This is a genomic window from Streptomyces sp. NBC_00212 (assembly GCF_045206365.1).
In the GTDB taxonomy this organism is placed as follows: domain Bacteria; phylum Actinomycetota; class Actinomycetes; order Streptomycetales; family Streptomycetaceae; genus Streptomyces.
Map to the genome: position 1 here is coordinate 4,018,102 of NZ_CP108115.1, position 18,778 is coordinate 4,036,879.

Below are 18,778 nucleotides of genomic sequence, written 5' to 3' on the forward strand. Positions count from 1 at the left end.
GAAGGCCCCACCAGGGGGTCTACGATTTCGGCGGCCCCGCATGCGAGTGCGGGGCCGTCGCCCGTTGTCGACAAATACCCCGGCACACCGGCCATTTCGAATCCTGTTCGTCAACGCGTGATTCGAAAAGCAGCGTCGAACCATCCCCCGACAGGGTGACTAAATGTCGCCAAATCATCACTCCCCGCTACGCTCGCCTCCGTGACGCACACAGCCCGCCGAATCGGCCGAACTCTCGCCCTCGTCCTGCCCGTCGTCCTCGTTCTCTCCGGGACGCTCGCGGTCACCCGGGTCAACTGGGCCGGCAACGAATCGCAGATCCTGACCGCCTCTTCCGAGAACGTCTCCGTACGCGCCAAGTCCCGTGCCCCGCAGGACGTCCTGCGCGACGCGCTCCTGACCGAGCTCCAGGAGAAGGACCCCGGCACCGCGCTGACCCACCTCCAGCGCGAGGTGGAGCACCGCCCCTCGCTCGCCCAGCACTGCATGTCGATCGCCCGCGCGCTCGGCAGGGCCGCCGTCGAGCACTACGGCCCCGTGAAGGCCCAGTCGTTCTCCCGCCCCGTCTGCGACACCTCCTTCGCCTCCGGCGTGGCCCAGGAGCGGTGACGCCCCGCTGCGGGGACGCCTATCGTTCACCGCATGACTGCGAGCACAACTGCGACGTTTCCGACGCAGGCCGTGGTCCTGGCGGGCGGCCAGGGCTCACGACTTCGTCCGTACACCGACGACCGCCCGAAGCCGATGGTCGAGATCCCGGGTACCGGGATCCCGATCATCGGCCATCAGCTCGCCTGGCTGGCCGCCGAGGGCGTCACTGACGCCGTCGTCTCCTGCGGCCACCTCGCCGACGTCCTGAAGGACTGGCTGACGAAGGCCGATCTTCCGCTGCGTGTCACCACGGTCGTCGAGGACGAGCCGCTGGGCCGGGGCGGCGGCCTCAAGTACGCGGCGGCCTCGCTGCCGCACCCCGACCAGCCCTGGTACGCCACCAACGGCGACATCTGGACGCGCTTCTCGCTCCGCGAGATGGCCTCCTTCCACGGCGAGCGCGACGCGACCGCCACGCTGGCCCTGGCCCGCCCCCGCATCCCGTGGGGCGCCGTCGAGACCGACGCCTTCGGCCACATCACGGACTTCATCGAGTCGCCGCCCTCGCCGTACCTCATCAACGCGGGCGTGTACGTCTTCTCCGCGGCCTTCACCGCGATGCTGCCGGACGTCGGCGACCACGAGCGCACCACGTTCCCCCGCCTCGCCCGGGAGCGCCGCCTGGCCGGGTTCCCGCTGCCCCACGGGGCGTACTGGCGGGCCATCGACACGGCGAAGGACCTCACGGAGGCGGCCAAGGAGCTTGCTGCTCAGCGGAGTTGACCCCACGAGGGCTCTCGCATGAACGCCGGAGGGGCCGGACACCTGAAGTGTCCGGCCCCTCCGCTGTGCTGTTCCGCCGCTAGCCCAGCAGCCCCCCAATGGGGTTGCGGTTACCGCCGCCCCTTGAGCCCGTGCTGCCCGACGACGTCGGGCCCGCGCTCGTCGACGGAGGGGCCAGCGGGGTGCTGCGGTGGCGGGACGGGGGCTGGCCGCCGCCGGTGCCGGCGGAGTGGCTCGGCTGGCCGGTGGTGCCCGCGGAGACGGTCTGGTGGACCTTCGGCTTCTTGGACGGCTTCGCCGACGGGCTCGCCGACGTCTTGGCCTTGGCCGACGGCTTGGCGCTCCTGACGGGCGTACGGGGCGCGAGCGCGGGGCCGGTCTCGCTCGGCAGCGGAGTGCCGGGCAGGTAGTTGGTCGGGTCGTCGTCGGGGCCGGGCACGGTCACCACGGTGGTGGAGCGGACCGCGCCGCCGAGGAGCGCGCCGGTCGTCAGGGTGAGGCCGACCACGACGGTCGTCATGACCAGGCCGCGCCGCAGCACCCGCCGCCGCAGCTCCCACAGTTCGGAGCGCGGCCCGAGCTTGCGCCAGGCCTCGCCGGCGAGCCGGGCGTCAAGGGAGTACACCGGGGCGCCCGCGATGATCAGCGGGGACCAGGCGGCGAGGTAGATGATGTCGGGCGCGTCGTAGGCGCGTACGGTCTGCCAGCTCACCGTCACGAGGAGGGCCGCCGAAAGCAGCGCGCCGAACACGGCCGCCACCCGCTGCCACAGGCCCAGCATCGTCAGTACGCCGACGACGACTTGGAGGAACGCGACGGTCAGGCCGGCGCCCACGGGGTGCTGGAGTGCGAAGTCGCGCAGGGGCTCGGCGAGCGCCCAAGGGTGCAGCGAATTCAGCCACTTGACCATCGAGCCGCGCTCGCCGCCGTCGAAGTACACGGGGTCGCACAGCTTGCCCATGCCTGCGTACACGGAGATGAAACCGAGGAAGACGCGCAGCGGGAGCAGCACGACGCCGAGGTTCATCCGGCGGCCCGGGTAGTAGGCGTGCCGGACCGGTTCGGCACCGCGCCGCTTGGCGGTCGAGCCGTCGTCCCCGTCGCCGTCGAGCTCGTCGAAGTCCTCGAACTCGCCCTGTCCGTACGGCTGTTGGCGGTAAGGAGTGCGCATCTGCGGGAGCAGTGCGGTCTCCGGTGCCGCGCCGGGTCTGGGGATGAGCGGCGTCGGCCTCGCGTCGTCGACGGTGATGCGCGGGATGACCTGCGTCGAGCCGGAGTCGTAGCGCTCGCCCGCGCCGCCGGCGACGGAGGTGGCGCGGACCGCCTGCAGGAGTCCGCTCGCCCCCGGCGCCGACTTCCCGCTCCACACCACGGGCGCCCTGCGGCGGACCGCGGTGCTCGAAATGAGGGGCTTGGGCAGCGACTTGGGCGCAAGCTGCACCCGGAAGCTCGCGTGGTTGACGATGACCTGCGCGGGGTCGCAGTCCACCTTGACCATGCTCAGGGCAGGCTGGTCGTCGAACCCGGGCCGGGGCGTTCTGGTGTCCACACTCATCTAACCGAGTGATGGGGGTTTAGGACACTGCTTGACGGGCCCGAATCTGTCCGAGACCCGTCAAGATCACCCAGGTCAGGCGCGTCGGCGGGCCGCCTCGTAGAGCACGATGCCCGCGGCCACACCGGCGTTGAGGGACTCGGCGCCGCCCGGCATCGAGATCCGCACACGGTAGTCGCAGGTCTCGCCGACGAGCCGGCCAAGTCCCTTGCCCTCGCTGCCGATCACGATGACGACGGGGCCGCCGATCTGCTCCAGGTCCTCGACCGTGTGCTCGCCGTCGGCGGCGAGGCCGACGATCGTGAGGCCTTCCTTCTTGTACGCCTCAAGGGCGCGGGTGAGGTTGGTGACGCGGGAGACCGGCGTACGGGCCGCGGTGCCCGCCGACGACTTCCAGGCGCCCGCCGTCATGCCGGCCGCGCGCCGCTCGGGCACGACCACGCCGTGGCCGCCGAAGGCGGAGGTGGAGCGGACGATGGCGCCGAGGTTGCGCGGGTCGGTCACGCCGTCGAGCGCGACGATCAGCGGGTCCTCGCCGTTGTCGTACGCGAGCGCGGTGAGTTCCTGCGGGTCCGCGTACTCGTACGGCGGGACCTGGAGGACGAGGCCCTGGTGGTTGAGGCCGTTCGTCATCCGGTCGAGCTCGGCGCGCGGGGCCTCCATCAGGTTGATGTTGCCGCGCTCGCCGGCGAGCTGGAGGGCCTCGCGGACGCGCTCGTCGTTGTCGATGTACTGCTGGACGTAGAGCGTGGTCGCCGGAACGCCGTCGCGCAGCGCCTCGAAGACCGGGTTGCGGCCCACGACCATCTCGGACGCGCCCTTGGCGCCGCCGCGCCGGGGTGCGGGGCGACGGGTCGCGGCCTGCTTGGCCTTGGCGGTCGCGATGCGGTTCTTCTTGTGCTTCTTGCGGTCCTCGGCCTTGGGCGTGGGGCCCTTGCCCTCCAGGCCACGGCGCCGCTGGCCACCGCTGCCGACCGTAGCGCCCTTCTTGTTGGACGTGCGGCGGTTCCTGCGCTGGCTGTTCCCGGCCATGACCTACCTATTTCCTCAGTGAATCCGCGATCCACATGCGGATGCAGATCGTGTACGTACGTATATGAAGTGTGCCGCCCGATCGCCCGGGCGGCACGTCGCGTGTGGGTTCAGCGTGGGCCGAGGGTCCAGCGGGGGCCGGTGGGGCTGTCCTCGATGACGAGGCCGGACTGGGTGAGCTGGTCGCGGATGGCGTCGGCGGCGGCCCAGTCCTTGCGGGAGCGGGCGGCCTCGCGCTGTTCCAGGACCAGGCGTACCAGGGTGTCGACGGCCCCGTGGAGGTCCTCACCGCGGTCGGACTCGCCGGCCCAGTGCGAGTCCAGCGGGTCCAGGCCGAGCACGCCGAGCATCGCGCGGACCTCGGCCAGGCGGGCGGTGGCGGCTTCCTTGTCGTCGGCGGCCAGCGCGCTGTTGCCCTGACGCACCGTGGTGTGGACGACCGCCAGGGCCTGCGGCACGCCCAGATCGTCGTCCATGGCCTCCGCAAACGCGGGCGGCACCTGGGCGGCGGGCTCGACAACACCCCCGGCCTTCTCCACCACACGCTGGATGAAGCCCTCGATCCGCGCGAACGCCGACTCGGCCTCGCGCAGGGCCTCCTCGCTGTACTCGATCATCGACCGGTAGTGCGGGGTGCCCAGGTAGTAGCGCAGCACGATCGGCCGCCACTGCTTGACCATCTCGGAGACCAGCACACTGTTGCCCAGCGACTTCGACATCTTCTCGCCGGACATCGTCACCCACGCGTTGTGCACCCAGTAGGCGGCGAAGTCGTCACCGTAGGCCTTGGCCTGGGCGATCTCGTTCTCGTGGTGCGGGAAGACCAGGTCGAGGCCGCCGCCGTGGATGTCGAACGCACTGCCCAGATACTTGTGGGCCATCGCCGAGCACTCCAGGTGCCAGCCCGGCCGGCCCCGCCCCCACGGCGTCTCCCAGTCGGGCTCGCCCGGCTTGGTCGCCTTCCACATCGCGAAGTCCCGCGGATCCCGCTTGCCGGTGATGCCCTCCTCGGCCGGCTGGCGCAGATCGTCGATGTCCTGGTTCGACAGCTGGAGATAGCCCGGGAAGGAGCGCACGTCGAAGTAGACGCTGCCGTCCGCCTCATAGGCATGACCACGCTCGATCAGACCGCGCATCATCTCGACCATCTCGGTGATGTGCCCGGTCGCACGCGGCTCATAGGTGGGCGCCAGGCAGCCCAGCGCGGTGTAGCCGTCGTTGAACGCGCGCTCGTTCTCGTACCCGATCGACCACCACGGACGGCCCTGCTCGCCCGACTTCCTGATGATCTTGTCGTCGATGTCCGTGACATTGCGGATGAACGTGACGTCATAACCCCGGTACTCGAACCAGCGCCGCATGATGTCGAAGTTCAGCCCCGACCGGATGTGCCCGATATGCGGAGCCGCCTGAACCGTGGCACCACACAGGTAGATCGAGACACAACCCCGCGAGAGCGGGACGAAATCACGAATCTGCCGGGCGCTGGTGTCGTACAGGCGAATGGTCACCCCACAAGGGTAGTGGCCCAATACCAGTGCCCCGCGACCCTTCCGGGCCTCGGGGCACACAATTTGGCGACTGTTGGGTGTCGGACCCACCCGACGATCTTCCGCGGGGTGATCGACTTCTACCGCACCCGGTACACCAGCGCCGTGGCGATCGCCGCGAGCCCCTCGGCCCGGCCGGTCAGACCGAGCCCGTCCGTGGTGGTGCCGGACACCGAGACGGGCGCCCCGGCCGCGGCCGACAGCGCCTTCCGAGCCTCGTCGCGCCGCTTGCCGATCTTCGGCCGTACGCCGATGACCTGCACCGCGATGTTCCCGATCTCGTACCCCTCGGCGCGCACGATGCGGGCGGCCTCGGCGAGCAGGGTCACGCCCGCGGCGCCGGACCACTCGGGGCGGTCGGTGCCGAAGTGCGCGCCGAGGTCGCCGACGCCGGCCGCCGAGAAGAGCGCGTCGCACGCTGCGTGGGCGGCGACGTCCCCGTCGGAGTGCCCGGCGAGGCCGTACTCCTCACCCTCCCAGAGCAGCCCGGCGCACCACAGCTCGCGCCCGGGCTCGAAGGCGTGGACGTCGGTGCCGATCCCGACGAGCGGGATCACGGGGCCGGCGGTCTCAGAAGCCATCGTTGGCCCTCCGTCGTGCGAGTACGGCCTCGGCGAGCACTAGGTCGAGCGGCCGGGTCACCTTGAACGCCTCTTCGTGGCCGGGCACCACGACGACGGTCAGGCCGAGCTGCTCGATCATGCTGGCGTCGTCCGTGACGTTCTCGGTGACGCTCTCGTGGGCGCGTACGAGCGTGGCGTGGTCGAAGCCCTGCGGGGTCTGCACCGCGCGGAGCCGGGCCCGCTCGGGAGTGGCGACGACGGGCTCCGGCGAGCCGTCGGCGCGCGGCTCGACCTGTTTGACGGTGTCGGCGAGCGGGAGCGCGGGCACGACGGCGGGCGCTCCGTCGCGTACCGCCTCGATGACCGCGTCGACGGTGTCCACGGGAACGAGCGGGCGGGCCGCGTCATGGACCAGTACGACGTCGAAGCCGGGCGGCAGCGCGTCCAGGCCGAGCTTCACGGACTCCTGACGGCTCTCGCCGCCGGGCACCACGAGGAAGTCGGTGCGGTCCGGCAGGGCGTGCTCGGCGAGGAGGTTCTTCACCTCGGTGGCGCCGTCCGGCGGGGCCACCACGACGACGAGCGAGACGGCGCGGGAGGCGGCCATCGCCCGGACGGCGTGGATGAGCATCGGCGTGCCGTTCAGCGCGCGGAGCGCCTTGGGGGCGCCCGGGCCGAGCCGCACGCCGCGTCCGGCCGCTGGAATCACCGCGGCGGTGCGGAAAGGGCGCGATTCGTCTGACAAGGTTTGTGTCCTCAAACGACATGGGTATGGCCTGGGGGTACCCCCTGCTCCTGGAGCCTGGGGGAGTGCCGGGCGCGACGCCCTGACCGGCCCTTCCGTGACGACCGGTCAGGCAGGCCGCCCGGGCCCGGCACGGTACACACAGAGTGCGAGCGCTGACGGCGAGGGGATACGAACATGCCGCAGCGCCCGGCGACACAGCAATTTTCACTGCTGGTCAGCGGGCACCGCGGCAATGCCGGGCATTCCGGGGCGGGATCCCGGAACTAACCGGGCCCCGGAACTGACGGCGTCAGGACGCGAGGACCTCGTCGAGGAGAGCCTCGGCCTTGTCTTCGTTGGTGTTCTCCGCGAGGGCCAGCTCGCTCACCAGGATCTGGCGCGCCTTGGCGAGCATGCGCTTCTCACCTGCGGACAGTCCGCGCTCGCGCTCACGACGCCACAGGTCACGCACCACTTCGGCGACCTTGATGACATCGCCGGAGGCGAGCTTTTCGAGATTTGCCTTGTAGCGACGGGACCAGTTCGTGGGCTCCTCCGCGTACGGCGCGCGCAGCACCTCGAAGACCCGGTCCAGCCCGTCCTGACCAACTACATCGCGAACGCCGACGAACTCCGCATTGTCCGCGGGCACGCGCACAGTCAGGTCGCCCTGGGCGACCTTGAGCACCAAGTAGGTCTTGTCCACGCCTTTGATCTGGCGAGTTTCGATGGCCTCGATCAGCGCGGCCCCGTGATGGGGATAGACCACGGTGTCGCCAACCTTGAACGTCATGTGACAGGTACCCCTTCCGTGGCTATCCAGGGTAACACGGATACGGCTTCTTCTGAATGGCGTTTTCGCAGGTCAGGGCATATCTCGGGGCTTGACAACAGCAACAGGAACGTGCTGCGGAGGGCTTGCGGAACCCGGTATTCGCAGGTCGGAGCAGCTGCGAAGGGGCTGCGAAACGCGTACGTTACGCACCCCCGATCGGCGCCCGTGGAGGCCGAACGTCCCGGTTTGCCGGATTCCGGACGGTGAACTTCATCTACTCCGTTCGGCGCTCGTTCACCCGTTCGGCCGTGCGGGATTCTTTCCGGAATTGATCAACGAACGACCCGGTCGGACCACTCCCGGGGATTTTCGGTAAGGAATGTGTGGCGGCCCGGGAAATTGATCACCCGGCATATGTGAACGGCGTACGAAAGACCAAGATCGGAACGTGATCCACCCGAGTTCGGCGGGCCCGTCGCCCCAAGGGGCGGGTCGGGTGCGGGGCGCGTCGGGCGGCTCGGTAATCTAGGCCCGCTGACACACCCTTAGCTGGCCCTTAGGTATGCGGCCGGCTGACCCGTAGCCCGTCCGAAGCAGTCCGTCTCGTACGTCCAAGGAGTTGCCGCCGCCGTGAGCCGCAGCCTTCGACGCGGCGCCCTCGCCGCTTCTGCCATCGCGTTCTCGCTCGCCTCCCTCTCCGCCTGTGCCGCGGGCAACGGGGCCCAGACGCTCGGGGTCAAGGCGGACAACGCCTACGTCGCCGTGGGCGACATCAAGGTCCAGAACGCGACGGTCGTCACCCAGCCGAAGGTCGACGCCGAGGGCCCGGCCGTCGTCGCTGCGACGCTGTTCAACAACGGCACCGACCCGCAGACGCTGGACTCGATCCAGGTCGGCAGCGCCGCCGTCAAGCTCTCCCCCGCCAAGGGCACGGGTGCGATCACCGTCCCGGCACACGGCTCCGTCGTGCTCGGCGGCAAGGGCAACGCCTCCGCGGTCGTCGCCAACGGCCGCGAGGCCGCCAAGAACGGCGACGCGCAGAAGGTCACCTTCCAGTTCAGCAAGACCGGCGCGGTGAGCCTGGACGCCTTCGTGGTCCCGGCCACCAGCTACTTCCAGGGCGTCGGCCCCAGCGAGCTCCCGAAGCCCAAGGAGACCCCCTCGGGCGAGCCGTCGGCCCCCGTCTCGGGCGCCCCGTCCGGCTCGGCCACGCCGAACACCCCGGGCGGCAGCGGCAAGCCCGCGGGCTCCGGCTCGCCGTCGCACACGGCGGCGGGTCACTGACGTACCCGTGTAGGCCATGAGAAGTGGGCGGGCCCGGATCTGATCCGGGCCCGCCCACTTCTCATGCACCGGGCAGCGGCCTACGGCTCGCGATGCACCGGATATCGGCTTACGGCTCGAACTTGTAGCCCAGGCCGCGGACCGTCACCAGGTAGCGCGGCGCGCCCGGGTCCGGCTCGATCTTGGCGCGCAGGCGCTTGACGTGGACGTCCAGGGTCTTGGTGTCGCCGACGTAGTCCGCGCCCCAGACCCGGTCGATGAGCTGCATGCGGGTCAGGACGCGGCCCGCGTTGCGAAGGAGCATCTCCAGGAGGTCGAACTCCTTCAACGGGAGGTCGACCTTGCCGCCGGAGACGGTGACCACGTGGCGGTCGACGTCCATGCGGACCGGGCCCGCCTCCAGGGCGGCCGGGGTGACCTCCTCCGGCTCGCCGCGGCGGCGCAGGACGGCCCGGATACGGGCCACCAGCTCGCGCGAGGAGAACGGCTTGGTGACGTAGTCGTCGGCTCCTATTTCCAGGCCCACGACCTTGTCGATCTCGCTGTCCTTGGCGGTCACCATGATGACCGGGACGTTGGAGCGGCCGCGGAGCTGACGGCAGACCTCGGTGCCCGGCAGGCCGGGCAGCATCAGGTCCAGCAGGACCAGGTCGGCGCCGTTGCGCTCGAACTCGTCCAGGCCGTCGGGCCCGGTGGCCGCCACCGCGACCTCGAAGCCCTCCTTGCGGAGCATGTAGGACAGGGCGTCGCTGAAGGATTCCTCATCCTCGACGACGAGCACTCGGGTCACGGAAGGACCTCCGGGGCAGGAACTATGGCTTGTGATTCAGGCACAGCGGAACTGAAGGTCTCGTACGGGACGTCCTCGTCCTCGTCGACCGTGACAGGCCCGCGCCCGGCGGAGGCGCGGTCCCGAACGGCGCCGGCTTCCGGCAGCCGCAGGGTGAAGGTGGAGCCCTGTCCCTCGGAGCTCCACACCGTGACCTCCCCGCCGTGCGAGGCGGCCACGTGCTTGACGATGGCCAGGCCCAGGCCCGTGCCGCCAGTGGCACGGGAGCGGGCCGGGTCCACCCGGTAGAAGCGCTCGAAGACGCGCTCGCGGTCCTTCTCGGAGATGCCGATGCCCTGGTCGGTCACGGCGATCTCGATCAGGTCCCCGCCGGGCGCGGCGATGCGGCGCCCGGCGATGCCGACCCGGGTCCTGGCCGGCGAGTAGTTCACGGCGTTCTCGACCAGGTTGCCCAGGGCCGCGGCGAGCTGGCCGCGGTTGCCCCAGACGTACAGGTCGGCGGTGCCGCCCGCGGCCATGGTGATCTGCTTGGTGGACGCGGGGTGCCGGGAGCGGTCTATGGCCTCGGCGACGAGTTCGTCGACGCGGACCGGCTCGGCGTCCTCCAGCGGGTCGTCGTTCTGGACGCGGGAGAGGTCGATGAGTTCCTGGACCAGGTTGGTGAGCCGGGTCGCCTCGATTTGCATCCGGCCGGCGAAGCGGGTGACCGCCTCGGGGTCGTCCGAGGCGTCCATGACGGCCTCGGAGAGCAGGGAGAGCGCCCCGGTCGGGGTCTTGAGCTCATGGCTGACGTTGGCCACGAAGTCCCGCCGTACGGCCTCGATGCGGCGGGCCTCGGTGAGGTCCTCCACCAGGAGCAGGACGAGCCGGGAGCCGAGCGGGGCGACCCGGGCCGAGACCGCGAGGGCCTCGCCCCGGCCCGTGCCGCGCCGGGGCAGGTCGAGCTCGACCTGGCGTATCTCGCCGTCGCGGCGGGTGTCGCGGGCCATGTGCAGCATGGGCTCGACGGCCAGCTTGCCGCCCCTGACCAGGCCGAGCGCGTACGCCGCGGAGCTGGCCTTGACCACCGAGTCGCTCTCGTCGAGGACGACCGCGGAGGAGCGCAGTACGGAAAGGACCGTGTCCACGCCCGGGGGCAGTACGGCGTCGGTGTGCAGGGATGTCCGGGTGGGCCGCGCCTGGTCGCGCTCGCTCCAGCGGAACGCCAGCATGGCGATCACGCCGGTGCACACCCCGGCGATCGCTGCCAATGCGGCGACCGCCGCGTTCACGTCCATGCACCCAGGTTATGCGGCCCCACCGACACTGACCCAGCCAAATGGGTGGCCGCTCGAACGTTCGTCGCCCAGAGTTCACCGAGGTGATAGGGACGGTTCACTTCCTATGGCCGAATCGGACGCGTAACGGACGGAACGTGGGAGCGTGGGGTTCACAGGCACCCCCGGCCCCCCGGAGACGTTGTAGAGAGGGACACCCATGCGGGACGCGTACCACGAGGAACTTGACTCGATCGGCGAGGGCCTGGTCGAAATGGCCCGCCTTGTCGGGTCGGCGATCGGGCGCGCCACCACGGCCATGCTCGACGCCGATCTGAAGCTCGCCGAGAGCGTGATCGCGGCCGACCAGAAGGTCGACGATCTCCAGCACGACCTGGAGGCCCGGGCGATAGCCCTGCTGGCCCGCCAGCAGCCGGTCGCCACCGATCTGCGGATCGTCGTGACCTCCCTGCGCATGAGCGCCGACCTGGAGCGCTCGGGCGACCTCGCCCAGCACGTGGCCAAGCTGACCCGGCTTCGCTACCCGGAGCGCGCCGTTCCGCACGACCTGCACGCCACCATCCTGGAGATGGGCCAGCTCGCCCAGCGCCTGATGGCGAAGGCCGCCGAGGTCATCATCACCAAGGACGTCGACCTGGCCCTCCAGCTGGAGCAGGACGACGACGAGATGGACCTGCTGCACCGCACGCTGTTCCAGCACCTGATGGACGACCGCTGGAAGCACGGCATCGAGACCGCGGTGGACGTGACCCTGCTCGGCCGCTACTACGAGCGCTTCGCGGACCACGCGGTGTCGGTCGCCAAGCGCGTCGTCTACCTGGTCACCGGCGAACACGCCGACGAACTCCAGGCGGCCACGCCGATCGAGGGGGCCTGACACCCGGCAGGCACCGGCCCGGCCCCAACAGGCTTGCGCGCGTGCGCCGTTGACGCGCCCGCCGAAGTGGGCATGCAATGAGCGAAGGCTCCTTGCGTCTGCCTACCCCGGGAGGGACCCATGGCCGATTCACCCACGTCCGAACCACGCCAGGAAGCACCTGTCACCCCTGTCGAAGTGGTCCGGCTCCCACTGATCGGCGCGTGCGGCTGCGGCTCGGGCTGCGGCTGCGGCTGCCAGTCGGGCGCGCCCTGCCAGTGCGGCGGCTGATCCCGCCGACGGTGTCGTTCCCAGCATGAGTCCCAGCACGAGGAGGGGCCCCGCCCGGCTCGGGCGGGGCCCCTCCTTCATCGCCGCGGCCGGCTCATCGCCGGGGCCGGCTCACTGCACGGTGACGACTCACTTCACAGTGAGGGCTCACTTCACCGTGACGGTGACCGACGGCGAGGTGACCTCGTCGTACTTGATCCGCAGTTCCTGCTTGCCCTTGTCGTTGAGCTTGGCTTCAAGGGAGTAGCTGCTGCCCTGCTTGACCTGGGTGCTGGCCTGCAGGGTCGTCCACTTACTGCCCTTCTTGTGCTGGAGCACCAGCTTGCTGCCTATGGGCATGCCCGCGGTGCGGCCCGTGAACGTCACCTTGTCACCGGCCTTCACCGAGGCCGACGACGCCTTCACGGTGATGGACGCGGCCGACTTGGACGCGGAAGTGGACGGCTTCGGCTTGGGGCTCGCGGCGGCATGGGCGAAGGTGCCGACCGCGCCGGCGGCCAGCAGGGCAGCGGACAGCGCACCGGCCGCGAACGTCCGGACGCAGCGGCTGCGCAGGGTGGCTTTCACATTGGACTCCTGTCTTGACGGACTCCCCCAGGTGATGCGCGGTTCGCCGTACGAGGCGTCGTACTCGGCTCACCGTTCGGGTACTCGGCTAACCGTTCGGGCGAAATGCGCATTTTGAGGCTATCCACAGGGTGCCGGGTCGGCGACCGGAGCGAGAGCGGCCGACTACGGGGCGTAACGCAAAACCCCCTGCGCGGCGGCAAATCCGCAGGCAGGGGGGGTGGTTGCCTTGGTGCGTGTGGAGCTACAGGGGTTACCTGTTGGGCACTACAGGGAACCCCTGGGGTCCCTCTTGGGAACCACCGGGGTTACCTCTTGGGTTACTTCTTGCCCTGGTTCTTCACGGCCTCGATCGCGGCGGCGGCCGCGTCCGGGTCGAGGTAGGTGCCGCCCGGCTTGACGGGCTTGAAGTCGGCGTCGAGCTCGTACACGAGCGGGATGCCGGTCGGGATGTTCAGGCCCGCGATGTCGGCGTCGGAGATGCCGTCGAGGTGCTTGACCAGCGCGCGCAGCGAGTTGCCGTGGGCCGCGATCAGGACGGTCTTGCCGTCGAGCAGGTCCGGAACGATGCCGTCGTACCAGTACGGCAGCATGCGCGTCACGACGTCCTTGAGGCACTCGGTCTGCGGGCGCAGCTCCGGCGGGATCGTCGCGTAGCGGGCGTCGTCGCTCTGCGAGAACTCCGTGCCGTCCGCGAGCGCCGGCGGCGGGGTGTCGTACGAGCGGCGCCACAGCATGAACTGCTCCTCGCCGAACTCGGCGAGCGTCTGCGCCTTGTCCTTGCCCTGGAGGGCGCCGTAGTGGCGCTCGTTCAGGCGCCAGCTGCGGTGCACCGGGATCCAGTGGCGGTCCGCGGACTCCAGCGCGAGCTGGGCGGTGCGGATGGCGCGCTTCTGGAGGGAGGTGTGCAGCACGTCGGGGAGCAGGCCGGCGTCCTTGAGCAGCTCACCGCCGCGCGCCGCCTCCTTCTCGCCCTTCGGCGTGAGGTTGACGTCCACCCACCCGGTGAACAGGTTCTTCTCGTTCCACTCGCTCTCGCCGTGGCGGAGGAGGATCAGCTTGTACGGTGCGTCGGCCATGCGTCCGAGCCTAATCGACGCCACGGGCCCCTCGCGCGCGCAGGGACTTAGGTCCCGGGGCCGTCTCGATTGACGGACGCCGTCAATTCACTGGCCCCCGGGAACCAGCCACTTGTAACTTGCGGACATCAGCCGCACCACTTACGCGAGTGGCACAGTTCCGGGGGAAGCCGCATGTCCGTCGCCAGTCTGAGACGCGCCGCACGAGAAACCGTCTCGGGGCTGCCCCGGGAGTTCTGGTGGCTGTGGACCAGCACCCTGATCAACCGGCTCGGGGCCTTCGTCGCCACTTTCATGGCGCTCTACCTCACCCTGGACCGGGGCTATTCGGCCTCGTACGCGGGCCTTGTGGCCTCCCTGCACGGGCTCGGCGGGGTCGTCTCGTCGATCGGCGCGGGCATCATGACCGACCGCCTCGGCCGCCGCCCCACCCTGGTCATCGCCCAGACGTCGACGGCTCTGTCGGTCGCGCTGCTCGGCTTCATGACGGATCCGGTGGCGATCGCGGGGGTCGCGTTCCTCGTCGGCATGGCGAGCAACGCGTCACGGCCGGCGGTGCAGGCGATGATGGCGGACATCGTGAAGCCTCAGGACCGCGTGCGCGCGTTCTCCCTCAACTACTGGGCGATCAACCTGGGCTTCGCCATCTCGTCGATGACGGCGGGCTTCATCGCGCAGTACAGCTACCTGGCGGGCTTCCTGGGCGAGGCGACGCTGACGCTGGTCTGCGCGATCGTGGTGTTCCTCAAGCTGCCGGAGTCGCGCCCCGAGCGCACGGCGGTGGAGAAGGCGGCCGAACCGCAGATCGGCATAGGTACGGTGCTGAGGGACGGCCGTTTCATGGGCGTGGTGGGCCTGTCCTTCCTCATCTCCCTGATCTTCCAACAGGGTTACGTGGGCCTGCCGGTCGCGATGGGCACGGACGGCTTCTCCAGCGCCGACTTCGGCCTGGCGATCGCGGTGAACGGCATCCTGATCGTGGCGGTGCAGATCCCCGTCACCCGCTACATCCAGCACCGCGACCCGCGCCGCCTCCTGATCATCTCGGCGCTGCTCGCGGGCTACGGCTTCGGCCTGACGGCGTTCGCGGGTTCGGTCGCGGTGTACGCCCTGACGATCTGCGTCTGGACCCTGGCGGAAATCGTCAACGCCCCCACGCAGACGGGCCTGGTGGTCCGCCTCTCCCCCGTCCACGGCCGGGGCCGCTACCAGGGCATCTACACGATGTCCTGGTCGGTGGCAGCACTGATCGCTCCCCTGATGTCGGGCTACGTGATCGACCACTTCGGGGCGAAGTGGCTGTGGGGAGCATGTGCGGTACTGGGGACAGGGGCGGCTGTGGGGTACTGGGCGCTGATGCGGGGGTTGCCGGTGGAGGGGGTGCCGGGGGCATCGGCGGGGGCTGGGGATATGGAGGGGGCGCAAGTTGAGGTTCGGGAGGGGTCGGGGGTGTAAGGGGGGGCGCCCCGCCCTGATGGGGGTCCGGGGGCGGAGCGCTGCGGCGAGGGCCTGGGGGCGAAGCCCCGAAAGGGGTGCAGGGGACGAAGTCCCCGCAGGGGTCTGGGGCGCAGCCCCAGAGCTCAACCCTCTCCACCCCCTGCACGGGCGGAGGGTGGGCGAACTCCCCGGGGTCCGGGGCGGAGCCCCGAAAGGGGTGCAGGGGACGAAGTCCCCGCAGGGGTCTGGGGCGCAGCCCCGGAGCTCAACCCTCTCCACCCCCTGCACGGGCGGAGGGTGGGCGAACTCCCCGGGGTCCGGGGCGGAGCCCCGAAAGGGGTGCAGGGGACGAAGTCCCCGCAGGGGTCTGGGGCGCAGCCCCAGAAGCCGAACTATCCAACCCCCGTCACGGGCGGGCGGGTGGGCAAACCTCCGGGGTCCGGGGCGGAGCCCCGGCGGGGCTGGGGTGCAGCCCCAGGGCTCAGGCATTCCGCGCTGAGCAACGGGCGGGCGGGTGGGCAAACCCCCGCGTTCAGCCTCGCCGCCCCCGGAGGCTCAACCCGCCCCACCCGTCAGATGCGTAAACGCGTCGAGGTTCCGCGTGGACTCCCCCCGCGACACCCGCCACGCGTACTCCCGCCGGATCGCCGACGCGAACCCCAGCTCCAGCAGGGTGTTGAAGGCCCCGTCCGCCTCCTCCAGGACGACCCCGAGCAGCCGGTCGAGTTCCTCCGGCGTGACGGAGGCCAGCGGGACCTTGCCGGCCAGGTACACGTCCCCGAGCCGGTCGACCGCGTAACTCACCCCGTACAGGCGGAGGTTGCGTTCGAGGAGCCAGCGATGGACGGCCGGCTCGTTCTCGTCGGGGTGCCGCACGACGAACGCGTTCACGGAGAGGGCGTGGCGGCCGACCCGCAGCGAGCAGGTGGTGGAGAGCTTGCGCGTGCCCGGCAGGGTCACGACATACGTACCGGGCTCCGGGGACTCCCACGAGAGCTCCGCGTCCTTGAGGGCCGTTTCGATGACCTGCCGCACGTCAGCCATGCCGCGAGCCTACGCGAAGGCCCCGGACGCACCCCGGGTCGCGCGCGAACCCCGCATGGATGCGAGCCCCCGCACAGCTCCCGCCGAGCCGGACCTCACCCGTGGTGCGACCGAACCCGACGCCGGTGTTCAGCCATCGCCGCCGTGTACACGTCCGCCGTCGCCGACGCCGCCGTTCCCCAGCCGAAGGACTGCGCGTGCCGGGCGGCCGCCTCGCCCATCCGCCGCACCAGCGTGGGGTCCTGGACGAAGCGGCGCAGGGCGGTCGCGTAGTCCTCGGGGTCGTGGCCCTGCACCAGGAATCCCGTCGAGCCGTCCCGCACCGCCACCGGGAGCCCGCCGACCGACGCCGCGACCACCGGCGTGCCGGCCGCCTGCGCCTCTATGGCGACCAGGCCGAACGATTCGCTGTACGAGGGCATGACCAGGACGGACGCCGCCCGGAACCAGTCCGCGAGCCGGTCCTGGCCGACCGGCGGTCTGAACCGTACGACGTCGCTGATGCCGAGCTTGGCCGCCAGCTTCTGCAGGCCCTCCGGCTTGGCCAGGCCGCTCCCGGAAGGACCGCCCACGATCGGCACGATCATCCGCGAGCGCAGGGAGGGGTCGCGCTCCAGGAGGTCGGCCGTCGCGCGCAGCAGGATGTCCGGCGCCTTCAGCGGCTGGATGCGGCCCGCGAAGAGCGGGATGAACGCGTCCCGGGGCAGCCCGAGCCGGTCCCGCGCCGCGGTCCTGCCGTCCGCCGGGCGGAACCGGTCGAGGTTCACACCGGGGTGGACGACGGCGACCTTGCCAGGGTCGGCGTCGTAGAAGCGGACGAGTTCGTCGGCCTCCTCGGCGGTGTTGGCGATCAGCCGGTCCGCCGCGTTCACGATCTGGGTCTCGCCGATGACGCGTGCGGCGGGCTCGGGGGTGTCGCCCTCGGCGAGCGCCGCGTTCTTGACCTTGGCCATGGTGTGCATGGCGTGGACGAGGGGCACCCCCCAGCGTTCGGCGGCGAGCCAGCCGACGTGCCCGGAGAGCCAGTAATGGGAGTGGACCAGGTCGTAGTAGCCGGGCCGGTGGTGCGCCCAGGCCTGCATCACCCCGTGCGTGAAGGCACAGAGCTGGGCCGGCAGCTCCTCCTTGGCGAGACCCTCGTACGGTCCCGCGTCTATGTGCCGCACCAGCACCCCGGGCGCCATCTCGACGGTCGGCGCGAGCCCGCCCGTGGTGGCCCGGGTGAAGATCTCGACCTCGATGTTGATCGCGGCGAGGCGCTTGGCGAGCTCGACGATGTACACGTTCATGCCGCCCGCGTCGCCCGTCCCCGGCTGGTGCAGCGGGGAGGTGTGGACGCTGAGCACGGCGACCCGGCGCGGCTTGCGGTGGCCGCCGGGCAGCCGGAGCCGGGGCGGCCCCGCCAGGGTGCCGGCGAACCGGGACACGTACTGGCTCACGTCGAGGCCCTCCTCGGCTTCGGGGCACTGCCTTCGGACGCGGAGCGGGCATGCGGGCACGCCCCTCCAAAGCCCCGAACACCGGAATCCGCGCTTTCATTTCCACTTTGCCAAAATGTTGCCGGACCCGTCGGGGCGGAGCCCGGCGCAGGCCGGGAACCGTCGGCCGGGGCTTGCGAAACATCGGGGCGACCTGCGGAAACGTCCGGCCGGAACCGCCGAACCGCCCCGCCCGAACCCGCCGAGCCGTCCCGCCCGGAACCACCGAACCGTCCCACCCGAACCGCCGAACCTTCCGGGTCGAACCGCCGCCTACCCTCGTCCTATGGCTCCACCCCCGTCCGCGAAGCGCCCCGTCGGCACCGTCACCCGCGGCACCACCAACCCGAACCGGCTGCGTCGCATGGACCGCTGGATCGCCGACGCGCACGGGACCGCGCTGCGCCGCGCGTCCGCGCCGGTCGCCGTCGACCTCGGGTACGGGGCCGCCCCCTGGACCGCGGTGGAACTGCTCCAGCGGCTGCGCACCGCGGCCCCCGCCGTCTCGGTGGTCGGCATCGAGATCGAGCCGGCCCGGGTCGCCGCGGCCAAGCCGTACGAGCGCGAGGGCCTCACCTTCCGGCACGGCGGCTTCGAGGTGCCGCTGGCCGAGCCGCCGATGCTGATCCGGGCGGCGAACGTGCTGCGCCAGTACGACGAGGGCGAGGTGGCCGCCGTCTGGGCCCGGCTGTGCGCGCGGCTCGCGCCGGGCGGGCTGCTCGTCGAGGGCACCTGCGACGAGATCGGCCGCCGCCATGTGTGGGTCGCGCTCGACCGTTCCGGCCCGCGCACGGTGACCCTCGCGACCCGGCTCGGCTCCCTGGAGCGCCCTTCCGACCTGGCCGAACGGCTGCCGAAGGCGCTGATCCACCGCAATGTGCCGGGCGAGCCGGTGCACGCCTTCCTGCGTGACTTCGACCGGGCGTGGGCGGCGGCCGCCCCGTACGCCTCGCTGGGCGCGCGGCAGCGGTGGATCAAGTCCGTACGGGATCTGTCGGCCGACTGGCCGGTCGTGGACGGTGTGCGGCGCTGGCGGCAGGGCGAGGTGACGGTCAACTGGTCGGCGCTGGCGCCCAGTTGAGCCCTGGCGCCCTCTGAT

The 18,778-nt window shown here is 70.8% G+C and carries 18 protein-coding genes; 6 read left to right on the forward strand and 12 right to left on the reverse strand.

Translation table 11 applies throughout. The annotated features are described in order from the left end of the window. Positions 1 to 201: 201 nt before the first annotated feature. Together OHA17_RS18335 and OHA17_RS18340 are read left to right on the forward strand one after the other, a co-directional pair. Positions 202 to 609: a hypothetical protein gene (locus OHA17_RS18335; protein ID WP_100577781.1), complete on the forward strand. Its 408-nt coding sequence runs from the start codon at positions 202 to 204 to the stop codon at positions 607 to 609. Between the two features lie 33 nt (positions 610 to 642). Then, positions 643 to 1,374 (forward strand): NDP-sugar synthase, encoded by a 732-nt coding sequence (locus OHA17_RS18340; RefSeq protein WP_406507511.1) that lies wholly within the window; start codon positions 643 to 645, stop codon positions 1,372 to 1,374. 79 nt (positions 1,375 to 1,453) lie between these two features. On the opposite strand, the gene OHA17_RS18345 is transcribed toward OHA17_RS18340, so the two are convergent. From OHA17_RS18345 to OHA17_RS18370, 6 genes are all read right to left on the reverse strand, one after another. Then, a complete protein-coding gene (locus tag OHA17_RS18345) occupies positions 1,454 to 2,929 on the reverse strand; it encodes a DoxX family protein (protein ID WP_406507512.1) in 1,476 nt (491 codons plus the stop codon). A gap of 75 nt (positions 2,930 to 3,004) precedes the next feature. Beyond that, the gene (rlmB, locus tag OHA17_RS18350; protein WP_053728178.1) at positions 3,005 to 3,961 is read right to left on the reverse strand and encodes a 23S rRNA (guanosine(2251)-2'-O)-methyltransferase RlmB; all 957 of its coding nucleotides are present in this window, start codon (positions 3,959 to 3,961) and stop codon (positions 3,005 to 3,007) included. Between the two features lie 110 nt (positions 3,962 to 4,071). After that, on the reverse strand, positions 4,072 to 5,472 hold the full coding sequence (gene cysS, locus OHA17_RS18355) for a cysteine--tRNA ligase (protein WP_406507513.1): 1,401 nt from the start codon (positions 5,470 to 5,472) through the stop codon (positions 4,072 to 4,074). A gap of 119 nt (positions 5,473 to 5,591) precedes the next feature. Then, positions 5,592 to 6,092 carry a 2-C-methyl-D-erythritol 2,4-cyclodiphosphate synthase gene (gene ispF / locus OHA17_RS18360; protein WP_406507514.1) on the reverse strand — a complete coding sequence of 167 codons (501 nt, stop codon included), beginning with the start codon at positions 6,090 to 6,092 and terminating at the stop codon, positions 5,592 to 5,594. Beyond that, positions 6,082 to 6,819 carry a 2-C-methyl-D-erythritol 4-phosphate cytidylyltransferase gene (ispD, locus tag OHA17_RS18365; protein WP_406507515.1) on the reverse strand — a complete coding sequence of 246 codons (738 nt, stop codon included), beginning with the start codon at positions 6,817 to 6,819 and terminating at the stop codon, positions 6,082 to 6,084. The genes ispF and ispD overlap by 11 nt, the downstream gene beginning before the upstream one ends. A 292-nt stretch (positions 6,820 to 7,111) precedes the next feature. Further along, complete coding sequence (locus tag OHA17_RS18370; RefSeq protein ID WP_003953493.1) at positions 7,112 to 7,594, reverse strand: CarD family transcriptional regulator; 483 nt, start codon at positions 7,592 to 7,594, stop codon at positions 7,112 to 7,114. A gap of 612 nt (positions 7,595 to 8,206) precedes the next feature. Here OHA17_RS18370 and OHA17_RS18375 point away from each other — a divergent pair. Next, complete coding sequence (locus OHA17_RS18375; protein ID WP_406507516.1) at positions 8,207 to 8,860, forward strand: DUF461 domain-containing protein; 654 nt, start codon at positions 8,207 to 8,209, stop codon at positions 8,858 to 8,860. Positions 8,861 to 8,969: 109 nt separating this feature from the next. Here the strand turns inward: OHA17_RS18375 and OHA17_RS18380 are convergent, their stop codons facing one another. Beyond that, positions 8,970 to 9,650 (reverse strand): response regulator transcription factor, encoded by a 681-nt coding sequence (locus OHA17_RS18380; RefSeq protein ID WP_017242433.1) that lies wholly within the window; start codon positions 9,648 to 9,650, stop codon positions 8,970 to 8,972. Next, entirely contained in the window at positions 9,647 to 10,927 is a 1,281-nt protein-coding gene (locus tag OHA17_RS18385) for a cell wall metabolism sensor histidine kinase WalK (protein WP_053728183.1), read from the reverse strand. The genes OHA17_RS18380 and OHA17_RS18385 overlap by 4 nt, the downstream gene beginning before the upstream one ends. Before the next feature lie 199 nt (positions 10,928 to 11,126). Between OHA17_RS18385 and phoU the strand changes: the two genes are divergently transcribed. Further along, positions 11,127 to 11,804, forward strand: a complete 678-nt coding sequence (phoU, locus tag OHA17_RS18390; protein ID WP_406507517.1) for a phosphate signaling complex protein PhoU — start codon at positions 11,127 to 11,129, stop codon at positions 11,802 to 11,804. A 417-nt stretch (positions 11,805 to 12,221) separates the two neighbouring features. Here the strand turns inward: phoU and OHA17_RS18395 are convergent, their stop codons facing one another. Both OHA17_RS18395 and OHA17_RS18400 read right to left on the reverse strand, forming a co-directional pair. Beyond that, complete coding sequence (locus OHA17_RS18395) at positions 12,222 to 12,641, reverse strand: hypothetical protein (RefSeq protein WP_406507518.1); 420 nt, start codon at positions 12,639 to 12,641, stop codon at positions 12,222 to 12,224. A 320-nt stretch (positions 12,642 to 12,961) separates the two neighbouring features. Beyond that, a complete protein-coding gene (locus OHA17_RS18400) occupies positions 12,962 to 13,720 on the reverse strand; it encodes a phosphoglyceromutase (protein WP_406507519.1) in 759 nt (252 codons plus the stop codon). 174 nt (positions 13,721 to 13,894) lie between these two features. On the opposite strand from OHA17_RS18400, the gene OHA17_RS18405 reads away from it, so the two are divergent. Then, positions 13,895 to 15,175, forward strand: a complete 1,281-nt coding sequence (locus OHA17_RS18405) for an MDR family MFS transporter (RefSeq protein WP_406507520.1) — start codon at positions 13,895 to 13,897, stop codon at positions 15,173 to 15,175. Positions 15,176 to 15,712: 537 nt separating this feature from the next. On the opposite strand, the gene OHA17_RS18410 is transcribed toward OHA17_RS18405, so the two are convergent. Together OHA17_RS18410 and mshA are read right to left on the reverse strand one after the other, a co-directional pair. Continuing rightward, a complete protein-coding gene (locus tag OHA17_RS18410) occupies positions 15,713 to 16,201 on the reverse strand; it encodes a YbjN domain-containing protein (protein ID WP_398880367.1) in 489 nt (162 codons plus the stop codon). Between the two features lie 95 nt (positions 16,202 to 16,296). Beyond that, positions 16,297 to 17,640: a D-inositol-3-phosphate glycosyltransferase gene (gene mshA, locus OHA17_RS18415; protein WP_406507521.1), complete on the reverse strand. Its 1,344-nt coding sequence runs from the start codon at positions 17,638 to 17,640 to the stop codon at positions 16,297 to 16,299. A gap of 325 nt (positions 17,641 to 17,965) precedes the next feature. Here mshA and OHA17_RS18420 point away from each other — a divergent pair, with 325 nt between their 5' ends. Beyond that, positions 17,966 to 18,760 carry a class I SAM-dependent methyltransferase gene (locus OHA17_RS18420; RefSeq protein WP_406507522.1) on the forward strand — a complete coding sequence of 265 codons (795 nt, stop codon included), beginning with the start codon at positions 17,966 to 17,968 and terminating at the stop codon, positions 18,758 to 18,760. The last annotated feature ends 18 nt before the right edge of the window (positions 18,761 to 18,778 follow it).

Coding starts and splice junctions, on each gene's coding strand:
- OHA17_RS18340 (WP_406507511.1), top strand. CDS start 643: ATGACTGCGAGCACAACTGCGACGTTTCCGACGCAGGCCGTGGTCCTG.
- OHA17_RS18345 (WP_406507512.1), bottom strand. CDS start 2,929: ATGAGTGTGGACACCAGAACGCCCCGGCCCGGGTTCGACGACCAGCCT.
- rlmB (WP_053728178.1), bottom strand. CDS start 3,961: ATGGCCGGGAACAGCCAGCGCAGGAACCGCCGCACGTCCAACAAGAAG.
- ispF (WP_406507514.1), bottom strand. CDS start 6,092: ATGGCTTCTGAGACCGCCGGCCCCGTGATCCCGCTCGTCGGGATCGGC.
- OHA17_RS18370 (WP_003953493.1), bottom strand. CDS start 7,594: ATGACGTTCAAGGTTGGCGACACCGTGGTCTATCCCCATCACGGGGCC.
- OHA17_RS18385 (WP_053728183.1), bottom strand. CDS start 10,927: ATGGACGTGAACGCGGCGGTCGCCGCATTGGCAGCGATCGCCGGGGTG.
- phoU (WP_406507517.1), top strand. CDS start 11,127: ATGCGGGACGCGTACCACGAGGAACTTGACTCGATCGGCGAGGGCCTG.
- OHA17_RS18400 (WP_406507519.1), bottom strand. CDS start 13,720: ATGGCCGACGCACCGTACAAGCTGATCCTCCTCCGCCACGGCGAGAGC.
- OHA17_RS18405 (WP_406507520.1), top strand. CDS start 13,895: ATGTCCGTCGCCAGTCTGAGACGCGCCGCACGAGAAACCGTCTCGGGG.
- OHA17_RS18410 (WP_398880367.1), bottom strand. CDS start 16,201: ATGGCTGACGTGCGGCAGGTCATCGAAACGGCCCTCAAGGACGCGGAG.
- OHA17_RS18420 (WP_406507522.1), top strand. CDS start 17,966: ATGGCTCCACCCCCGTCCGCGAAGCGCCCCGTCGGCACCGTCACCCGC.